Source organism: Paenibacillus sp. FSL H3-0469 (assembly GCF_038051945.1).
Taxonomy (GTDB): domain Bacteria; phylum Bacillota; class Bacilli; order Paenibacillales; family Paenibacillaceae; genus Paenibacillus_AQ.
On record NZ_CP150302.1, the window covers coordinates 4,089,319 to 4,108,054 of the forward strand.

19 protein-coding genes are annotated in these 18,736 nt (G+C 54.0%); 5 read left to right on the forward strand and 14 right to left on the reverse strand.

The features are described 5' to 3' along the window. Window positions 1–56 precede the first annotated feature (56 nt). Window positions 57–1,064 (reverse strand): LacI family DNA-binding transcriptional regulator, encoded by a 1,008-nt coding sequence (locus tag NSS83_RS17865; protein WP_341183465.1) that lies wholly within the window; start codon window positions 1,062–1,064, stop codon window positions 57–59. Between the two features lie 309 nt (window positions 1,065–1,373). On the opposite strand from NSS83_RS17865, the gene NSS83_RS17870 reads away from it, so the two are divergent. The 4 genes from NSS83_RS17870 to pepT all read left to right on the forward strand — a co-directional run bounded on the left by NSS83_RS17870 (window position 1,374) and on the right by pepT (window position 6,442). After that, a complete protein-coding gene (locus NSS83_RS17870) occupies window positions 1,374–2,384 on the forward strand; it encodes an LLM class flavin-dependent oxidoreductase (RefSeq protein ID WP_341183464.1) in 1,011 nt (336 codons plus the stop codon). A gap of 988 nt (window positions 2,385–3,372) precedes the next feature. Then, entirely contained in the window at window positions 3,373–4,341 is a 969-nt protein-coding gene (locus tag NSS83_RS17875; RefSeq protein ID WP_341346171.1) for a hypothetical protein, read from the forward strand. A 30-nt stretch (window positions 4,342–4,371) separates the two neighbouring features. Then, window positions 4,372–5,031 (forward strand): sortase, encoded by a 660-nt coding sequence (locus tag NSS83_RS17880; RefSeq protein ID WP_341346172.1) that lies wholly within the window; start codon window positions 4,372–4,374, stop codon window positions 5,029–5,031. A 178-nt stretch (window positions 5,032–5,209) separates the two neighbouring features. Continuing rightward, the gene (gene pepT, locus NSS83_RS17885; RefSeq protein WP_341183461.1) at window positions 5,210–6,442 is read left to right on the forward strand and encodes a peptidase T; all 1,233 of its coding nucleotides are present in this window, start codon (window positions 5,210–5,212) and stop codon (window positions 6,440–6,442) included. 49 nt (window positions 6,443–6,491) lie between these two features. On the opposite strand, the gene NSS83_RS17890 is transcribed toward pepT, so the two are convergent. From NSS83_RS17890 to hxlA, 5 genes are all read right to left on the reverse strand, one after another. Beyond that, a complete protein-coding gene (locus tag NSS83_RS17890; protein WP_341185182.1) occupies window positions 6,492–6,872 on the reverse strand; it encodes a helix-turn-helix domain-containing protein in 381 nt (126 codons plus the stop codon). Window positions 6,873–7,088: 216 nt separating this feature from the next. After that, complete coding sequence (locus NSS83_RS17895) at window positions 7,089–8,225, reverse strand: NADH-dependent flavin oxidoreductase (RefSeq protein WP_341346173.1); 1,137 nt, start codon at window positions 8,223–8,225, stop codon at window positions 7,089–7,091. 94 nt (window positions 8,226–8,319) lie between these two features. Continuing rightward, window positions 8,320–8,694, reverse strand: a complete 375-nt coding sequence (locus NSS83_RS17900) for a helix-turn-helix domain-containing protein (RefSeq protein ID WP_341183459.1) — start codon at window positions 8,692–8,694, stop codon at window positions 8,320–8,322. A gap of 143 nt (window positions 8,695–8,837) precedes the next feature. Beyond that, window positions 8,838–9,395 (reverse strand): 6-phospho-3-hexuloisomerase, encoded by a 558-nt coding sequence (gene hxlB / locus NSS83_RS17905; RefSeq protein ID WP_341346174.1) that lies wholly within the window; start codon window positions 9,393–9,395, stop codon window positions 8,838–8,840. 6 nt (window positions 9,396–9,401) lie between these two features. After that, window positions 9,402–10,034 (reverse strand): 3-hexulose-6-phosphate synthase, encoded by a 633-nt coding sequence (gene hxlA / locus NSS83_RS17910; protein ID WP_036691992.1) that lies wholly within the window; start codon window positions 10,032–10,034, stop codon window positions 9,402–9,404. A gap of 247 nt (window positions 10,035–10,281) precedes the next feature. Between hxlA and NSS83_RS17915 the strand changes: the two genes are divergently transcribed. Continuing rightward, window positions 10,282–11,661, forward strand: a complete 1,380-nt coding sequence (locus tag NSS83_RS17915) for an MATE family efflux transporter (protein ID WP_341346175.1) — start codon at window positions 10,282–10,284, stop codon at window positions 11,659–11,661. Between the two features lie 157 nt (window positions 11,662–11,818). Here NSS83_RS17915 and NSS83_RS17920 read toward each other — a convergent pair whose 3' ends face one another. The 8 genes from NSS83_RS17920 to NSS83_RS17955 form a co-directional block, all read right to left on the reverse strand. After that, window positions 11,819–13,144, reverse strand: a complete 1,326-nt coding sequence (locus NSS83_RS17920; RefSeq protein WP_341346176.1) for an extracellular solute-binding protein — start codon at window positions 13,142–13,144, stop codon at window positions 11,819–11,821. 122 nt (window positions 13,145–13,266) lie between these two features. Continuing rightward, entirely contained in the window at window positions 13,267–14,067 is an 801-nt protein-coding gene (locus NSS83_RS17925; RefSeq protein WP_341346177.1) for a response regulator, read from the reverse strand. Next, window positions 14,051–15,826: a sensor histidine kinase gene (locus NSS83_RS17930; RefSeq protein WP_341346178.1), complete on the reverse strand. Its 1,776-nt coding sequence runs from the start codon at window positions 15,824–15,826 to the stop codon at window positions 14,051–14,053. Before NSS83_RS17930 ends, NSS83_RS17925 begins: the two co-directional genes overlap by 17 nt. Window positions 15,827–16,073: 247 nt before the next feature. Then, window positions 16,074–16,316 carry a hypothetical protein gene (locus tag NSS83_RS17935; protein WP_341183453.1) on the reverse strand — a complete coding sequence of 81 codons (243 nt, stop codon included), beginning with the start codon at window positions 16,314–16,316 and terminating at the stop codon, window positions 16,074–16,076. Between the two features lie 108 nt (window positions 16,317–16,424). Then, window positions 16,425–16,655, reverse strand: a complete 231-nt coding sequence (locus tag NSS83_RS17940) for a cold-shock protein (protein WP_341183452.1) — start codon at window positions 16,653–16,655, stop codon at window positions 16,425–16,427. 142 nt (window positions 16,656–16,797) lie between these two features. Next, window positions 16,798–16,998 carry a cold-shock protein gene (locus tag NSS83_RS17945; protein ID WP_036722718.1) on the reverse strand — a complete coding sequence of 67 codons (201 nt, stop codon included), beginning with the start codon at window positions 16,996–16,998 and terminating at the stop codon, window positions 16,798–16,800. A 279-nt stretch (window positions 16,999–17,277) separates the two neighbouring features. Then, entirely contained in the window at window positions 17,278–17,556 is a 279-nt protein-coding gene (locus NSS83_RS17950; RefSeq protein WP_340751030.1) for a hypothetical protein, read from the reverse strand. Between the two features lie 69 nt (window positions 17,557–17,625). After that, window positions 17,626–18,732, reverse strand: a complete 1,107-nt coding sequence (locus NSS83_RS17955; protein ID WP_341346179.1) for an MBL fold metallo-hydrolase — start codon at window positions 18,730–18,732, stop codon at window positions 17,626–17,628. Between the last annotated feature and the right edge of the window lie 4 nt (window positions 18,733–18,736).

Below are 18,736 nucleotides of genomic sequence, written 5' to 3' on the forward strand. Positions count from 1 at the left end.
AGAAACCGTGCTGCCCTATCCCAGGCAGCCGTGCTCCAGCCCGCCGGAACTATATTTCACTTCTCGCGCGAGGATTCTCTTACGATTAGCTTATGTTCCATCTTCTCTTTCATGACAGCCACCTTGCCCGTGGTCAACAATTCATGCAGCTTCTCGGCCGCCCGGTATCCCAGCTGATAGATAGGCTGTGCAATTGTTGTCAGCTTCGGAATGAACATCCCCGACATCCGCAGATTATCGAAGCCGATGACCGACACCTGACCGGGAACCAGAATATTGCGGTCCTTTAAGTAAGAGATCGTTCCCATAGCGAACTCGTCCGCTACACAGAATACTGCGGTTAGCTCCGGATATTCAGTGAACAGCTCGTGCGTTGCCTGATAAGCCTGCTCAAAGCGGTGGTTGGCGTACTTGATTTTCCCGATATTACGCTCCAGCCCCGATTCGCTCAAGGCTCTCACGAACCCCGCCATCCGCGGTGGCCCAGACACCGAATTATCATGATTGAAGCCGATCATCCCGATCTCCCGGTGCCCCAGCTCAATCAGGAATTTCACAGCATCATACGCCGCCTTCTCATCATCCACCTCCACCGACGCTACCTCGTACTCATCGGAATGGGAGGAGACCAGCACGAATGGAATTCTGCAGTCCACCAGCTTCTCATAATACTCAGGGTGTAGAATATCACTGGCGAACACAACACCATCCACCTGCTTCTCATGAAAAGTATCCATATAGGACAGTGTCCGCTCCTTGTCACGGTCTGTATTGCAGATCATCAGACTGTATCCGAGCTTAATGCAGGCATCTTGCATTCCCCGGATCACCCCTGCGAAATACAGGTTCTCAATATCGGGAATGAGCAGCCCGAGGGTGAATGACTTCCTGTAAATTAGCCCCCGTGCAAATGCATTAGGCTGATACTTGAGCGCTTCTATCGCTTCAATGACCCGGCTTCGCTTGCTCTCCACTACCGTATCCGGCGCATTCATTACACGGGACACGGTGCTGATGGATACTCCGGCCATCTTGGCGACATCTCTGATTGTTGGCTTCATCATCTGACTTCCTTCTTATTCTTTTAACCCGAAACGTATGCCCTCCTTATCAGGATTGGCCTGGCCGCTTAAGTTAGAAAAGCTTTTCAAAGCGATTATAGCAAGGCTTCCTAAAATTGGCAAGCAAATTGTTATGCGCTTACATCTTGTACTTTTCTTCTCTCATAGTCCCCTCATAATCCCCGCTCCGCCATGCCGCTTACTTAAAGTGTGTAAATTATATTATTTCATGTTATAATTGGCGGGTATATTGATTCATGGCTGCAAATAAGGCTACTGATGCTGTAGGCATCTACTATAGGAGGGATTCATGTGAAGCAATTGCACGACATACCATTCTCCGTACTGGATTTAGCCCCTATCCGGGAGGGCGGAACGGCGGCGGATTCTTTTCATAACACCCTTGATTTGGCCCGTCATGCTGAGAAATGGGGGTATAACCGTTACTGGCTGGCAGAGCATCATAATATGACCGGCATTGCCAGCTCCGCTACCTCCGTTGTTATCGGACATGTGGCGGCCGGAACTAATACCATCCGCGTAGGTTCAGGAGGCATCATGCTCTCCAACCATGCACCACTGGTGATTGCCGAGCAATTCGGCACACTGGAGTCCCTGTATCCGGGACGGATTGATCTGGGTCTGGGCAGAGCCCCCGGCTCCGACCAGGCAGCCGCCAGAGCACTGCGCCGCAGCCTCGGCAGCGATGGCAGTGAATTCCCTGAGCAGCTAAGTGAGCTGCGGGCTTATTTCGACCCCGAAGGATCAGGCTCCCGGCCAGCCGGTGTCCGCGCCGTGCCCGGTGAAGGACTGAACATCCCGATCTGGCTGCTGGGCTCCAGCGGCTTCAGCGCCCAGCTTGCGGGCCAGCTGGGTCTGCCTTTTTCTTTTGCCAGCCACTTTGCACCGGATTATCTGCTGCCGGCCCTGCATCTGTACCGCACCAGCTTCAAGCCTTCAGCTGTACTCGACAAGCCTTATGTTATGGTGGGCTTGGGAATTACGGCTGCGGATACGGTAGAGGAAGCGCGCAGACTTGCCACTTCCCAGCAGCAGCAATTCCTTAACATTATCCGTGGCCGCACCGGCAAGCTCCAGCCGCCTGTAGACAGTCTGGACGGAATCTGGACCTCCCAGGAGAAGGCGCTGCTTATGAGCAAACAGCAATACTCCATTGCGGGCGACCAGGCCCTGATTAAGGAACGACTGCTGCAGATTCAGGAAGAGACGGATGCGGATGAGTGGATTATCGCCTCACAGATCTATGACCACTCTGCACGCTTGCACTCATATGAGCTTGTGGCCGACTTGTTGAAGAAGTAATAAGGCTGTAGTAACTCATCCGAGTTTAAAGTGTGGATAAGCTTGTAAAACTCAGGGGTTCGTGTAATGAAACCCTATCATCCCAAAAAATCTAACGGACCGAAGAGACCCTATTCCCACGAGAATGCCACCTTTTGCAGCGTAACGGACTCAGGCGACCTTATCGTCTTTCTGCGAGACATTTGGAGCTGAATTGCAGGGGATAAGGTCCTCGCAGTCCGTTAATCGCCCAAGTGACGACTTTCTCCCCGGATAAGAGCACCTCAGTCCGTTACGCTAAGCCAAACGCCCCTAAAGAACAACCCCCGCTTGGAAAAGATGTAATTGATGGGGAATTGCTTCTGCTCCACTATTTTAAATCTGATGGGGTAGTGAACTCATTCGATTTTAAAGTGTGAGAATTACTTCAACTAATGGCTTGCTGAGTTTCATTCTGATGGCCTACTAATCTGATTACTGGCCAGTCTTTATATTTAGCCCATTTAACTACCTGTGGAGTACTCCATTGGGGTAGCTAAGTGGGCTATTTTAGTATGCAGCAAAAAACAAAAGTGTTCGGTGCGGAAATTACTGAGCCGAACCCTCCCAGCCTTAATCGTTCTTTATAAAATACAAAAATAATTAATATACGTAGAAATAACGAGTTAAATGCAGTAAACGTTAAATAATCGTCGTTAATTTATAGTAAACAGCCGAATTTATTTACTTACAGGATCTTTTCCTGTTTTTCTTTATGCCCATTTAAGATTATACTGTAATCAGTATTCGTTATAACGAACAATAATGCATTCTTACCATTCAGGCTCGTTCACGCCCGTTCAGGTCCACTCAGACCCGTTCAAGTTCGTTCTAACTTTATACTATCGCCATGATATTTAGTAGTTCTTCAAGAAACCACTTTATTCGACAAACTATGATTTAGAAGCGCGAACCGGGGCGGATTGTGGCTGGTGGCTGCCGGAGGTCCGCACAGGAAGGGGCGGGGAGAGTGAAGAAGAGACATACATCCATAATCGGCGCGTATATTTTGGCCGTTCTGGCAGGTGTGATCTGGCATGCCGGAGGGGTCAGCGCTGAGGATACGATCAAGCTCACCGTCAACTCGCATACGACCAGTACGGCAACCATGAACAACATGCAGCCGGGAGATACAATGGCTTCGGATTATAAGATAATCAATGACGGAAATGCCCCGTTCGATTATGCAGTTGCCTTCCAGTTCCGCTCCGGGGACGCAGATCTGTACAATATCCTGCAAATGACTCTGCAAAAAGAGGGAGTAATCCTCTATTCAGGGGTAATGAGCGAGGCCCCGGGTGTGGTGACCATCGGCTCGCTTGCCGGAGGGGAAGCGGAAGCTATCGAAATGAAGGTGTTGTTCCCGCCGGAGGCAGGCAACGAGTTCCAGGAGAAGACGGTGAGCGTCGCCTTTGAATTCACAGCTACAGCGGATCCTGCGCCTACAACCGTGCCAACCTCCTCACCGCAACCGACGGCTGAGCCAGCGGCTTCAGCTACACCTTTACCCGGGTCAACACCGGACACCACGGTCAGTCCCGGCAGTACGCCAGCAGCAACAAGTGCCCCTACGGATTCAACAGCAGGCACAGTCTCTCCTAGCGTTACACCATCGCCATCACCAGCAGCGACAGCAACACCGTCTGCGGGTGGAGTAACTGTAAGTGAAGAGCCTGTTCCGCTAGGCGGAGGGGAAGAGGATGGCGGCAACCGCCCGTCCGCAACCCCGGATTCCGGAGCCGCTGCACTTGGCAGCACACCTGCCCCTTCACCAGGGAAAGAGGTCAACCTCACAGACGACACGCTTCCGCTGGGAGGGCCGGAGGAAGACGGCAGACTGCCGGACACAGCCAGCCCTTGGTACAATCTGATTGCGGCCAGCCTGGTTGTCGCCATGATCAGTGTGCTTGTGCTCCGCAGGCTGGGCCAGAAGAAGTAACTTTATGTAGATGTAAGGAGGAGAGAGAGCATGAAGATGCGCAGCGGATTCACTTTAGCCGTCAAGCTGATCTTCCTGCTCTCCTTGTGCGTTATGGTGTATTCCGCCTTCCAGATCCTCAAAGCGCCCGCCGAAGCCCGCGAAGCCCTGAGAATCTGGGACAAAAAGAGGGAGGAAGCCCAGCTTCCCGTAACTTCCGAAGAAGAAATGCCGCTTCCTGAAGGTATGGTTAGCAGCGCAGAATCACCAAAAGGCGACAAACCTGCTTATATAGCGGGCGAAGTAATTGGAGAGATCTATTTCCCTAAGCTGGATAAGCGGGTTGCGATTCTGGAGGGAACCGGCCGGGCGGAGCTGAAGCGGGGCGCCGGACATGATGAAGCAAGCGCCGCCCCCGGTGCCTCCGGGAACAGCGTGCTGGCCGGACACCGTGACACCGTCTTCCGCAGCCTCGGCGAGCTGGAGACTGGAGACACGCTTGAGCTTGCTACAGCGGATGGAACTTTTACCTATGAAGTAACCGGCAGCCGGATTGTTGACAGAAATACACGGGGAGCAATTAAGCCCAGCAGAGCTCCCATACTCACCTTGATTACCTGTTACCCGTTCTCTTATGTAGGCTCAGCGCCTGACCGCTACCTGCTTTCGGCCAAGCTTGTCTCCAGCCAGTCTCCAGTGCAGCAGCCATAACCTGCGTTCCCGCTCCTTCCCTCTCTTCCGCTTTCCCGCTGCCTTCCTCACTCCAACTTGCCCCTCGCCTCCCGCCAGCCTCCATCCCCCTTCACTCCACACCATCCGCCTAAAGTATGAGACCCGGGCCGTATCGTGATAATATAGACATACGAAGCTGAAGAGGAGATGACCTGCATTGAAGGAAGAGTTAATTAGACGTTTTGTATCGTATGCTGAAATGGATACCCAATCCAGCGAGGACAGCGAGACCTGCCCGTCCACTCCAGGCCAAATGGTACTGGCGCATAAGCTGGCAGAGGAGCTGCAGGAGCTGGGACTGACGGAGATTACGGTGGACGAGCATGCATATGTCATGGCCTCGCTGCCCGCTAACACAGATAAAGAGGTTCCGGTGATCGGCTTCCTGGCCCATCTGGATACCGCCACGGATTTTACCGGTACGAATGTGAAGCCGCAGATTGTAGAGAATTATGACGGGCAGGATCTGGTGCTGAATCAAGCCCAGAATATTATCCTGTCCACGAAGAGCTTCCCGGAGCTGAGCGGCTACAAGGGGCATACGCTGATTACAACCGACGGCACCACCCTGCTGGGGGCGGACAACAAGGCGGGCATCGCTGAGATCATGACGGCTATGGCCCATCTGCTGGCGCATCCGGAGATTAAGCATGGCAAAATCCGGGTCGCTTTTACCCCCGATGAAGAAATCGGACGCGGCCCGCATAAGTTCGACGTTGCCGCCTTCGGCGCTTCCTATGCCTACACCGTGGACGGAGGCCCGCTCGGGGAGCTGGAATATGAGAGCTTTAATGCCGCCGCGGCCAAAATCAGCTTCCACGGAGTCAACGTCCATCCCGGTACAGCCAAGGGCAAGATGATCCATTCGTCCAAAATCGCCATGGCTTTCCATCTCCGTCTGCCCGCCGGTGAAGCTCCTGAATTCACAGACGGCTACGAGGGATTCTACCACCTGATCTCCATGCAAGGCAGTGCCGAGCACAGCAAGCTTCATTACATCATCCGTGACTTTGACCGCGACAGCTTCGAGAACCGCAAATCGAATATCGCTGCAATTGTGGAGGAATTCAAATCTACATACGGGGCGGACAACATCGTGCTGGAGATGAATGACCAATACTATAATATGCGCGAGAAAATCGAGCCCGTCCGGCATATCGTCGATATCGCCCGGGAAGCGATGGAGGGCCTCGGCATCACGCCGGTTATCCGTCCAATCCGCGGAGGGACTGACGGTTCACAGCTCTCTTATATGGGGCTGCCTACACCGAATATTTTCACCGGAGGCGAGAATTTCCACGGCAAATTTGAGTACGCCTCTGTAGACGTCATGCTGCAGGCTGTACAGGTGATCGTTGAGATTGCCCGGCTGGCGGAGCAGAAAGCGTAAGCAAGGTTATAGGATGCAGCACAAAAATCCCCGGTCAAGCGTACTCCGCTCAATCGGGGATTTTCGTGCTGCGCGGGGCTTCGTCCCCGCTTTCCTTGCTGTCCTGTCCGTCCTCAGCCAGGGCTCCATCATCACCTCTTGCGAGTACCTCCCGGTATCCCTCACCCCAATGCTTGATGCTGAGAATCGCGGTCTCCAGTCCCTGCGCCCATTCGGTCAAGGAGTACTCTACCTTCTGCGGCACCTGAGGGTACACCTTCCGGTGGACCAGACCGTCACGCTCCAGATCCCGCAGCTGCATCACCAGCATCCGCTGTGTAATGCCGGGGCATAGTCTGCGCAGCTCGTTGAACCGCTTCGGCCCGCTGATCAGATGATAGAGCAGAACACCCTTCCACTTCCCGCCAATAACTTCAAGGGTCCGCTGCATTGAGCTGTTCTCCGCCCCGTAATCCACGCCCTCTGCCTCATCGGAGCCTCCGTCTCTTCCTTGTACGTTCATCTCTGCCGCACCCCATTTCCGGTCGTCCCTGATTTAGTACAATTGTATCATAGATGCTGATACGGCAAAAACCCCGTGCCGCCCTGGAACAACAGGCGTACGGGGTTCTTAACATGCTATGGTCACAGACCGTTACCCGTCTGTTTATTTCTTCACCGGCAGCCAGCCCGGCGTATGGATCAGCGCTCTCCAGAGCGGGTCCGGAATCACAAGCTCTGCTTGGGCATTCGGATCAAGCTCAGTCTTAATCTCATCGGCCCGGCCCCCGGCCAGCTTCTGCACCCAGTCCGGTTCAATCAGCAGCGGACGGCCCAGGGCCACCAGGCTGATGCCGCTGTCCAGACTCTTCAGGGCGTCGGCGGCAGAGTAGAGCGAGCCTACGCCAATTACCGGAGCCTTGCCCCCTGCACGTTCCACAATCTGTTCGATCCGCGGACGGCTGTCTTCTGTCCCCCGGCGCGGCAGCGACCACAGCTCCATGAGGGACGCATGCAGGTAATCCAGCCCCTCCGCTGTCAGCGCATCGATTAGGGCAAACGTGTCAGCCATCGTAATCCCCGGTGTCTCCGGCTCTTCAGGCGAGAAGCGGTAGCCTACAAGGAATGCACCCTGTGCATGCTGCTTCACCGCAGCCTTGACACTGCGCAGAACGGCCAGCGGGAAGGTGAGCCGCTTCTGCAGATCTCCGCCCCAGCGGTCTTCGCGTCTGTTGGAGTGCGGCGAGAAGAATTGCTGCAGCAGATACCCGTTCGCACCGTGAATCTCAACGCCATCGAAGCCGGCCTCAATCGCCCGGCGTGTCGCTTCTCCGAAATCGGCGATAATACCGGTAATCTCTTCGTCTGTCAGCGGGCGCGGAACTGTACCCTGTCCGCCGCCCGGCAGCTCAGCCGGCACATCGCTTGCACTGACAGGCTGCCCGTCAACCAGCTGCTCCGGCGGGCATTGGCGTCCGCCGTGGAAGATCTGGAGCACAGCCTTCGCTCCTTCGCCCTTGATGGCCTCCGCCAGCTCACGCAGGCTCGGAATCAGGCCGTCATGGTCAGCTCCGAATTCGCCAGGGAAGCCCTTCCCGCCGCGCGACACATAGACACAGGCAGTAATGACCATCCCCGCTCCGCCAGAACGGCGGATATAATAGTCCAGCTCCGGCCGGGAGACGGTTCCATCCTCATTCGAGGAGAAGTTAGTCATCGGCGCCATGACCACACGGTTCTTCAGTTCAATCCCGCTCTTGAATTTGAACGTCTCCAGCAGCGGGCTATATTCTGTCTTTAGCATAACTACCATTCCCTCCAATAAATCAAATATACACATACAATAGTGTACAACTTAATTTTACACAATACAAATGGTAAATCTGCATTTACAGAACCTATCTATCAGAGGGAGTTCCATCTTTCCAGATTACCTTCTCCCCGTAATTCTTGCCCCAGTCATACATCATACGCAGCACCGGCATCAGCGTGTGTCCATACTCTGTCAGGGAGTATTCGACGCGCGGAGGAACCTCCGCATATACCTGTCTGAATACCAGCTGATCTTCCTCCAGCTCACGGAGCTGGTTGGTCAGCATTTTCTGGGTAATATGGGGAATCAGCTTCTTCAATTCACTGAAGCGTTTGGTCCCTTCCAGACCCAGGTGCCACAGTATAATCAGCTTCCACTTGCCGCCGATCACAGCGAGTGTGAGCTCCTTCTCGCAGTTGATCTCCTTCAGGTTGATGCGGTCTTTAATTTCAGTCGCCAATATTCAGCCCCCTTCCGGCTATAAACATATTACAAATCCATCAGCCACTCCGCATAGGCAACAAAGGATGCCCTCCCGTCAAGGAAAGCATCCGTGTGATAGCTTTATTGTACTCCAAGCTCTATTCTATTCCAAATCGTATACTATTCCAAATTGGCATGCTTGCCGAACATCCGGCCGGAGGTCTGCCCCGTCTGCTCCATGATCCGCAGAATGACTGCATCATAGAATACAAGCAGCGTCTGTTCAAACAAGGAGGCCATCGGCTGCAGCGTCGTATAGCTGCCGTCCGGCCGTTCCTTGGGAGCGCCGGGCAGCTTGACTGTATGATCTGCGAGACGTCCGAGCGCCGAGTCCGGCTGAATGGTTACGAGGACTACAGCTGCTCCGATTGCCTTGGCTTTCTCAGCCATGGAGACCAGTCCCTTCGTCCCGCCTGAGCCGGAACCCAGTACAAGCACATCGCCGGGGCTGATGCCCGGCGTTACCGTCTCTCCGACCACATAAGCTGTCCGCCCGGCCTGCATCAGCCGCATGGCGAAGGCCCGGCCCATCAGGCCGGAACGCCCGGCACCGGCCACGAAGATCTGACCTGCGCGCAGCAGCAGCTCCGTCAGCACCTCGCCCTCTCCGGCATCCAGCCCGGAGACGGTGCCTTCCAGCTCCTTCACAATTTCATGTGCGTAATACTGCGTGTCCATGGCTGCTTAAGCCTGGCTTACAAGGCGCTTCATTTCCGCCGCAGTTGCTTTCATATCAGCTTCGCCGGTAATGCCGCCGCCCACGATTACCAGATCGGGCTGCGCAGCAATCACTTCAGGCAGCGTACTCAGCTTGATGCCGCCGGCAATTGCCGTTTTGGCCCGGGTCACCACGCTCTTAATATCTCTCAGATCCGCGAAGGAATTCTTACCTTCAGCCTGATGGTCATAGCCGGAATGCACGCAGACATAATCCACACCCAGCGCATCCACTTCAGCGGCTCTGGCCTTGAGATCCTTCACGTTAATCAGATCGACCAGGATTTCAGCTCCCGTCTTCTTCGCTTCCTCCACCGCGCCGCGGATCGTTGAATCATCGGATACACCCAGCACAGTCACGATACCCGCGCCCGCTTCCACTGCCTTCATTACCTCGTATCCGCCGGCATCCATAATTTTGAGATCGGCCAGCACCGTAAGCGCCGGGAAAGCTTCCTTGATGGCTTTTACCGCATGCAGCCCCTCATTGATAACGACAGGTGTTCCAATTTCAACGATATCTATAGATTCGGCAACCTCTGCAACTACCGCCTTGGCTCCAGCAATATCCACCAGATCGAGTGCTAACTGTAATTTCATATGTGTAAGTTCTCCTTATCCGTAATGTATTTTTGGAAGTGCTGTTTCTCAGTTTAGGGATATACTGCCGATAAGGGAAGTAGGCACTTTTTTGTGAGGTAGTCACCTGGAGGATACTATTGGGCGAAGCCGGAGGATTTTATGGCAACATGCCCGAAAATCCTACTGCATTTTCACAACAGTTGTGCTACCATACATTTGATTCGAAGATTCACAGCCGCAAGGAATCCTAATAAGAAGGTGTATGATGGAAACAAGCAAGCCCAAGACATTCAACCTAATGAAGCTGACCTGGCCGATCTTCCTGGAGCTGTTCCTGTTCATGCTTATGGGCAGTATGGATACCTTCATGATCAGCTCTGTGTCTGATGATGCGGTCTCCGGTGTCGGAGCGGCCAATCAGATTATTGCCATAGCTATTCTGGCGCTTAGTGTCATCGGGAACGGCGCGGCGATCGTCGTGTCGCAATACCTCGGCTCCAAGCAGCCCAAGGAAGCCGCCAGAGTGATCGGTAACGCAGTTACCCTGAATCTTGCGGTAGGGATCGTACTTAGTACAGTGATGCTGCTATTCGGAGGTCATCTGCTGCAAGCACTGAACGTGAAGGGCGACATTCTCGCCTACGCCCGTTCGTATATCAACATTGTCGGAGGCGCGATCTTCCTGCAGGCCCTTATCAACGCGCTGGCTGCAACTATCCGCACCCACGGCTTCACCAAGCAGACGATGGCGGTATCGCTGCTTATGAACGTCATCCATGTTGGCGGTAACTATCTGCTGATCTTCGGTCATTTCGGACTGCCTGCGCTCGGTGTAGAGGGGGCTGCCGTATCAACCGTAATCAGCCGCTCCATCGCTCTCCTGATCTTCTTCCTGCTGCTTTACCGGATTATGGAGGTACGTGTGAAATGCAGCTATTACGTTCACCTCTCCAAGAAATATGTGCTGCAGATTCTCAAAATCGGTATTCCATCCGCCTTCGAATCCGTAATGTACCAGTGCTGCCAGCTCGTCTTCACCCTATACATCACCTATTTGGGGGCCGAGGCCATGGCTACCCGCCAGTATGCGGTCAATATCTCGAACTACATCTTCCTGTTCAGCGTAGCGGTGGCCATGGGGACCTCAATTATTGTGGGCCATCTTGTAGGTGCAAAACGGACGCAGGAGGCTTACTCACGGGTGTTCACCAGTGTGAAGTGGGCACTTCTGGTCACAGTCATCATGGACCTGATCGTCATTCTGTTCCGCAAGCCGCTGCTGGGACTGTTCACGGATAATGAGCTGATTATCACCATGGGCGCCCAGGTTATCCTGCTCAGCTTCTTCCTGGAGACCGGGCGGACCTGCAATCTGGTCATTATCAACTCGCTGCGCGCGTCGGGCGATGCCAAGTTCCCGGTCTACATGGGCATGATTTCTATGGTGTGCATGAGTCTGCCGCTGGGCTACTTCCTGGTATTCACGCTTGATCTGGGTCTGGCCGGGGTATGGCTGGCCACAGCGTTCGACGAATGGGTACGGGCCGTCATTATGTACTTCCGCTGGAAAAGCAGAGCCTGGGAGAAGCATGGCCTGATCCAGCATGAACCGCCGGAAGCCGCTCCGGCAGCCCCGGCGCACTAATTCTGCGGCAGCGCCTCACACAAGCGGAAACGGCCTTGCCGTCCTTCAATAGGACGGCATTCGTTTCAGCGAGAAATAGAAGGATAAATAAGGGATGCTAATCAGCCACCGGAAATACGGCTGATTAGCATCCCTTTGTCGTAAGCTCGTCCCATACTCAGTTCCCTTTGGCTACTGCAATTTTATGTCTGGCTGCGAACTGCTTCGGCGTGACCGCTTTGCCGAACAGCGCCTGGATCATATCCAGATGGACCTGGGCAGCATTCGGCTTCATCTGCACATCCGCGAACAAGGTAATACTGCTGGCATTGTTCAGTTCATTCAACAGATCCACGTATAGCTGCGGCAGCTTCTCATTCGTGGTATCGACCTTAGTCGCCGGAATCACTCCCGCACTCGTCACTGAAGCCTCGCCCCATTTGAAGACGAAGTATTCGACAAAAGCCTTAGCCTCCTCCTTCACCCTGGACGATTCCGCTACGAACAGTCCGACACCCGGACCGCCTACCCAGTCGCCCGAACTCCCCTTCCCGCCTTCCACCGTAGGGAATTTGAAAAAGCCGACCTTATCCTTGAAGGCCTGCGGAGTCTCCGGGTTGGTCGTGAAGTTGGGCAGCTCCCAGGTACCGGTCAGGTACATGGCCGCCTTTTCTTCCATAAATTCCGATTTGCCCTCATCATATGACAAGCCGTTGAAGCCGTTGTTGAAGGCGTTCATATCGACAAGGTTCTGTACTTCAGCCGCAGCCTGCACCAGTCCGGGATCATCGAAATAACCCGTCCCCTTCGTCGCCCGCTTCAGCGTCTCACTTCCGGCCAAGCGGTCCGCCAGATACATATACCACAGCGAGCCTGTCCACCGGTCCTTATTACCCAGCGCCACCGGAGGCACACCATGACCGGAGAGCACTCTCACAACTGCCTTGAACTCCTCATACGTTGAAGGCACCTGAAGATTATATTGGGCGAAGATTTCTTTATTATAAAAGATCGGTGAGATGTTCATCTCCAGAGGGAGCGCATAGGTCTTGTTATCAACAGCATAAGACTCTGTAGTGCTCTTCACGAATTTATCCTTAAGCTGCCCGCCGTTCAGGATGTCATCCAGCGGAGCGAATAATCCGCCTTTTACATAAGGCTCCATGAAGCCTGCCGCCCAGGTTATGCCCACATCGGGAAGGTCATTGGAGGCGGAGAGCACCTTGAGCTTGCTTTTATACTGCTCATTCTCCAGCACATCCTGCCTGATGAGGATACCCGGATGCTCCTTCTCGTATTGTGCGATAATCTGGCTGACCAGCTTATACTGCTGCGCAGAGAGTCCGGCGGGCCAGATGTGCATCATATGAATGGTTATTTTGGGGGAAGAGGCGCCGTTAGCTGCCAGCGTACTATTATTGTCTCCCGCAGAGCCGCAACCCGTCAGAACAAGCACCCAGATACAGGCCAGGAGCAGCCCCTTGGTCATGTGATTCCTTCGCATTGCATTGCCTCCCCATCTTACATTGCAAAAGGCCGAACTCACCCATGTAATCGCTATCATTAAAATTCTAGCATCGTACCCTGAGGCAGATAAGGGCACACTTATTGGCTAAAATACCACATTTATTGGATCTCCTGAGCTCCGCCCTTCATCTGCTGACGGTAACGGCTAGGGCTTATGGCCTCCAAGGACTTGAATACCTTAATGAAATATTTATCCGTCCGGTACCCTACACGCTCTCCGATCTCCCCGACGGGCAGTGCGGTCTGGAGTAGTAACTCCTTCGCCCGCTGAATCCGCAAACGGGACAGATATTCAGTGAAGGACACCCCGGCCTGCTCCTTGAACAGCACGCTGAAATAGCTGGCATTCAGGTGAATCAGCCCCGCTACCTCAGCCATCGTCAGCTGTTCGTGCAGATGCTGCTCCACATAGGCAATTGCCTCCTTAACCGGCTGCCCCATCCCAGCCTGCTCCGGGTCAATCTCCAGCAGCTTGTGATCCACCAGCTTCTCCAGCTTCACATGGCGCTGCTGCTCCTCCTCCCGCTTCAGCGCATCCTCAACCACTGTCAGCAGCTCTGACTTGTCCAGCGGCTTCAGCAGATAATTGACCGCCCCCAGCCGCATTGCCTGCTGCACATAATCGAACTCGGCATAGCCGGAGATGACAATGATCACCGGCTTCCGGGGAGATTCCTGCAGCGAATGGATCAGATCCAGCCCGCTCACCTCCGGCATGCGCACATCTGTAATCAGCAGGTGGACCCGCTCCTGCCGCAGCCGCTCGCGCGCTTCCACCCCATTATCGCAGGTCTCCACGGTATACCGGCCTGCCGCCCATAATTCCAGCGTCTGCTTAATCCCCTGACGCGTTCTTGGTTCATCATCTACGATTAGAATCGTCTTATTGCCCAGACTCATAGGTATCTCCTCCATTGCTTGGAATCTCAAACCTTATTACGGTCCCCTCAGACCGCCGGCTCTCCACGATCAGGCCTTCCGTCTGCATGTCCGCTTCCGCGTAGTACAGCTTCAGCCGCCGCTGCACATTCACCAGCCCCACTCCGCTGCCCTTGGCAGAGACCGGAGGCCCGCCATCCAGCGCATCGCGCAGCGCCAGCAGCGTAGCCTCATCCATACCCGGCCCGTTGTCAGACACTTCAACGGAGGTCCACCCCTTGCGGGAGGAGGGGCTGATTATGACTTCAATCACGCCCTTGCCGACGCGGCTCTCCACTCCATGGAGAATCGCGTTCTCAACAATCGGTTGAATCAGCAGCTTGGGCACCGGCACAGCAGCCTCATGCGGATCAAGCCTGATATCCCAGGACAGGCGCTCTCCCATCCGCATCTCCATAATCCGCAAATACCGCCTGATCTGTTCCACCTCATCGCTCAGCGTTACCCATTCATCCTTGTTATGAGGGCTGCCCATAATGTAGCGGAACAGCCTGGACATCATGACCACTAATCCGGCCAGCTCCTCCTCCCCCTTCTCCTCCAGGGACCAGTTGAAGGCCTCCAGCGTATTGAACAGGAAATGGGGATTAATCTGCGCCTGCAAGGCTTTGAGCTCAGTCCGGCTCTGCAGGACCTCCTTCTCATAGACCACCCTGATCAAATCATTAATATTAGCCACCATACCGTTATAGGTATTATTCAGCTCCCGCAGCTCCATGGTAGATACCTTCTGCGAATTGGGGGTCAGCACCCCCATGCGGGATTTGCGCATTGCCCGGATCAGGTGAATGATCGGACGGGTAATCATTGTCGACAGCAGGAAGGATATAATCAGGAACAGCAGGGTTCCGATTCCGCCTGACACCAGCAGCACCGTCCGCAGCACAGACAGCCCCTTGGTCACATAGCTGACAGGCGTCAGTACCAGCAGCGTCCAGGAGGTCTTGTCCGAGCGCAGCTTGACCTGCACATACTCCTTGCCCCGGAAACTGACCGTCTGATCCACGCTCTCCAGCAGCGGCAGCAAATCCTCCTGCGGTGTTCCGCTGCTCCCGAGGAGCTGTCCCTCATCATTCACGAGCAGCACTGACTCCCCGCTGTCGCTGCCGGAGAACGGATCGTCGAGCTGAAAGTAGCTGCGCTGGATGCGGGCCATCAGGTAGCCTCCCCGCGAGAACCAGCGGTCCATCAGGCTGACCTGGCGGATCGCCAGCAGGCTCTGGTCATCATGCGGATCAACGCCGATCCAGACCAGCCGCCCCTTTTGCGCATTAGCCTCACTGATATGCTGCTCGTTAATTCTGCTCTCCAGGCTGCCTTCCTTAATCGGGAACAGCAGCCTGTAATCAGCGGTATATAGCTCCAGCGAGCCCACGCTCGGCATGTACGCCTGATAGCTGGAGACAATCTGCAGCAGCGACTGGCGCTGATTGAAGGACACCTCATTGCCGTCCAGCTCCTCCAGCAGCAGCTGCTGAACGGTAGGATGATTGGCCACCTGCTCCATCAGACCGTCAATCTGACCGGTCAGCGCGTCCAGCCTTCCGTTAGCCTGAACCGCCGTCTGCTGGATATGCCGCTCGGCATTATTTTTGAGCAGAATAGAGACACGGTCATACACAAATATCCCGGATACCAGAATAATAATGAGCATCACCAGCAAAAAACCGATGAATATCTGATTGCGCAGTGTATTGAGCTCTCTGAACCTCTGAAGCATCAGAATTCCCTCTTTCGTTGGCAGCGTTTCCAACTCTATTCTCCAAACCCCGGGAGTTTTGTCAAGATAAATCAATGCCCGCAGGCGACATACGGCGTTAACCATGAGTAGCACAGCTACCCTTTCTTCAATTGTGTTCGGTTTTTCGCATACATTCAGCCTTTGACCGGTATACCAACAACAAATAACCCTCAGTACAGTTCTCCCGCTTCAAGGAGCTGCCCTAAGGGCTTACACACAAGACTACTTAGATGAACATCAGCGGAGTAATCCATTCGAAATGCAGGGCTGCCCACAGCAGAGCCAGCAATACCGCGCCGATGCAGTAACTCATGACTTTGCGGCGGGTCGGCTCCAGATAAATATCAAACGGAATCAAGATCAGAATCATACCAATCGCAATGATGTTAAGCAGAGGCTTATGATAGAAAATCCCCACTGCATTCAGGGCCACCGCAAGGAGCGTCAGAAGCAAAAAATATTTTCTCATAGCTCCATCATCCCTGTATTTTCCATCATTGTCAAACAAAAAAAATAGCCCATTACGGGCAAGGAACAGACAGCCAGGTAAGGGCTATCCTCTTATTCAGTATGCAACCTAGCGGATAGTCACACTCTTCTTGATAGCCTTCGCATCCAAATTCTTATTAACGAGCGTAGGCAGCATCTTCATGCTCCGGGTCATAGGCGAATTGCATTGCCAGCAGGTCGGCACATGTTGGAAGGCAAAGTTGTCGCGTATCCATCCGGTGCATTCTTCCTTGGTGCAGGACCAGATGGCCGTCTCTTCCTGTGGAAGATCTACTACCGCTTTTTTACGAAAATACATAAGTCCCCCTCCTAATAGCTTGGTTAGTGTCCTACGGACTGTCATGGCAGAACGGAAGCTACTCCTCTACTACCTGGTCACAAATACCTGGTCATAAAAAAAACTACCCTCAACTGATGTTAAGGGCAGCTTATTTGTGATATTACAGTTTTACAACGTTTTCAGCCTGTGGTCCACGAGCGCCTTGAGTTACGTTGAACTCAACGCGTTGGCCTTCGTCCAAAGACTTGAAGCCTTCGCCAGTGATTGCGGAGAAGTGTACGAATACGTCGCTTCCGCCTTCAACCTCGATAAAACCGAAACCTTTGTCTGCGTTGAACCATTTTACTGTACCTGTTTGCATGATATTACCTCCAAAGTTTATTTAACACATGTCCTTTTATTCCTACGTATTGTACGAACAAATAAAAATTCACACATTGGAAAAGGATTCATACACAAATGATAACCTTTTACAATATGTGAATTAAGGGTTAAATTTATGATTAACTTCATTGTAGCACACTAATTTCCCAAATGCAAAGCATTATTGCCAAATATCCAAAATAAATTTTAAATTTTAGAGAAGCCTTGCCGGGCGCACGGGTTCTTGGCATCAGCCATGCGCCTCCGGCTACAGGATTCAGTCGATATATCCGGCCAGTCCCTTGTCCATCAGGTAATCCATTTCCGCATCCAGAATGGTCTCCACCGTTAGCTCGTCCAGCTTCACATCGCGCTGGGCAGTCACATAGTCGACCAGATCATCATTATCGATATCAATTTCGCCTTTGGCGTTGGCCTTAGCCTTATTGATGAACGTCTGCTCATGCTTCAGCACCAGCCGGATGACGGCCGGGTCCACCTTCGTTTGTGCAGATAATACCTCCACCAGTTCCTGCTCGTTCACTTCATTACTCATCTTCGTTCGTCAGCTCCTTGGGTTCTATGAACCCTGATTGTACCACAAGTCCCCTTCGGGCACGCAGCCTCATCTCCACCAGGGAACACCCGGATATCCGGCAGCCCCTGCGGTTACAGTCTCCCCGATTCTCGGCGTGGCCAGCCGTACCCCTCTCAGTGCCGCAGCAGCCGAGATCCGTTCTGCCGGATCGGTCCAGTCATGCATCGACAGGGTGAATGCACCCCAATGGATGGGGATCAGCAGACCTCCCTGCACATCGATGTGCGCCTCGACCGTCTGCTCCGGCAGCATATGGATATCCGCCCAGCGCGGATCGTATTGGCCGCATTCCATCAGCGTGAGATCGAAGGGGCCATGGGTGCGCCCGATCTCGGCAAAATGCGGACCATACCCGCTGTCTCCGCTGAAGAAGACCTTGGTCTTCTCTCCTTGAATAATCCAGGAACACCATAGTGTGGTGTTGCGGTCCAGCAGACTCCGCCCCGAGAAATGCCGCGCCGGAGCGCAGGTGAAGGTGATCCCTTCATAGGTAAGCGTATCGCCCCAGTCCTGCTCGCGGATCTTCTCTGCGGCCACCCCCCAGCGGCGCAGATGGGCGCCAACGCCCAGCGGTACAATGAACAGGCCTACCTTATCCTTCAGCTGGCGGATGGTTCCATAATCCAGATGATCATAATGATCATGGGAGAGCAGAACCACATCCAGCTGCGGCAGAAGAGCCGCCGCCAGCGGAAGCTGCTTGCTGTAGCGGCGGCCGCCGATGAACGGAAACGGTGATGGTGCATGGCCCAGCATAGGGTCAAGGAACAGGGTCAGGCTATCCATCTCCAGCAGCACCGCTGAATGCCCGAACCAGGTAACCCGGGTGTCGCGGCCCTGCCCAATAGAGGACGGCAACAGCGGCTGCGGCTGAAGAGGCCCAGCGGGTCTGGAGTTAGGGTTGCCCTTAATGAAGTCCCTCAGAATGGAGAATCCGCTGCCTCCGGCCTTCTCGCCGCTCAGGTCTGCAGTCTGCGGATAAGCAAATTCACCCTTGCTGTATTGGGCGGAACGGAGGTTACGGGCCTTCTCCTGCGTCCCGGCCCTCCGCCCGAACGCCGGATAGACGGTCATGATAAGATACGCAGCGGCAACAACAGCAAGCAGAATGGAGCCAATAATAATCAGGGTCATGCGG

What these genes read in the sequence shown, in the direction of transcription:
- NSS83_RS17940 (WP_341183452.1), bottom strand. Translation starts at nt 16,655, where the DNA reads ATGTATTTTCGTAAAAAAGCGGTAGTAGATCTTCCACAGGAAGAGACG.
- NSS83_RS17950 (WP_340751030.1), bottom strand. Translation starts at nt 17,556, where the DNA reads ATGAGTAATGAAGTGAACGAGCAGGAACTGGTGGAGGTATTATCTGCA.
- NSS83_RS17865 (WP_341183465.1), bottom strand. Translation starts at nt 1,064, where the DNA reads ATGATGAAGCCAACAATCAGAGATGTCGCCAAGATGGCCGGAGTATCC.
- NSS83_RS17945 (WP_036722718.1), bottom strand. Translation starts at nt 16,998, where the DNA reads ATGCAAACAGGTACAGTAAAATGGTTCAACGCAGACAAAGGTTTCGGT.
- NSS83_RS17935 (WP_341183453.1), bottom strand. Translation starts at nt 16,316, where the DNA reads ATGAGAAAATATTTTTTGCTTCTGACGCTCCTTGCGGTGGCCCTGAAT.
- NSS83_RS17880 (WP_341346172.1), top strand. Translation starts at nt 4,372, where the DNA reads ATGAAGATGCGCAGCGGATTCACTTTAGCCGTCAAGCTGATCTTCCTG.
- NSS83_RS17895 (WP_341346173.1), bottom strand. Translation starts at nt 8,225, where the DNA reads ATGCTAAAGACAGAATATAGCCCGCTGCTGGAGACGTTCAAATTCAAG.
- NSS83_RS17915 (WP_341346175.1), top strand. Translation starts at nt 10,282, where the DNA reads ATGGAAACAAGCAAGCCCAAGACATTCAACCTAATGAAGCTGACCTGG.
- NSS83_RS17925 (WP_341346177.1), bottom strand. Translation starts at nt 14,067, where the DNA reads ATGAGTCTGGGCAATAAGACGATTCTAATCGTAGATGATGAACCAAGA.
- NSS83_RS17955 (WP_341346179.1), bottom strand. Translation starts at nt 18,732, where the DNA reads ATGACCCTGATTATTATTGGCTCCATTCTGCTTGCTGTTGTTGCCGCT.
- NSS83_RS17930 (WP_341346178.1), bottom strand. Translation starts at nt 15,826, where the DNA reads ATGCTTCAGAGGTTCAGAGAGCTCAATACACTGCGCAATCAGATATTC.
- NSS83_RS17890 (WP_341185182.1), bottom strand. Translation starts at nt 6,872, where the DNA reads ATGCAGCGGACCCTTGAAGTTATTGGCGGGAAGTGGAAGGGTGTTCTG.
- hxlA (WP_036691992.1), bottom strand. Translation starts at nt 10,034, where the DNA reads ATGAAATTACAGTTAGCACTCGATCTGGTGGATATTGCTGGAGCCAAG.
- hxlB (WP_341346174.1), bottom strand. Translation starts at nt 9,395, where the DNA reads ATGGACACGCAGTATTACGCACATGAAATTGTGAAGGAGCTGGAAGGC.
- NSS83_RS17920 (WP_341346176.1), bottom strand. Translation starts at nt 13,144, where the DNA reads ATGCGAAGGAATCACATGACCAAGGGGCTGCTCCTGGCCTGTATCTGG.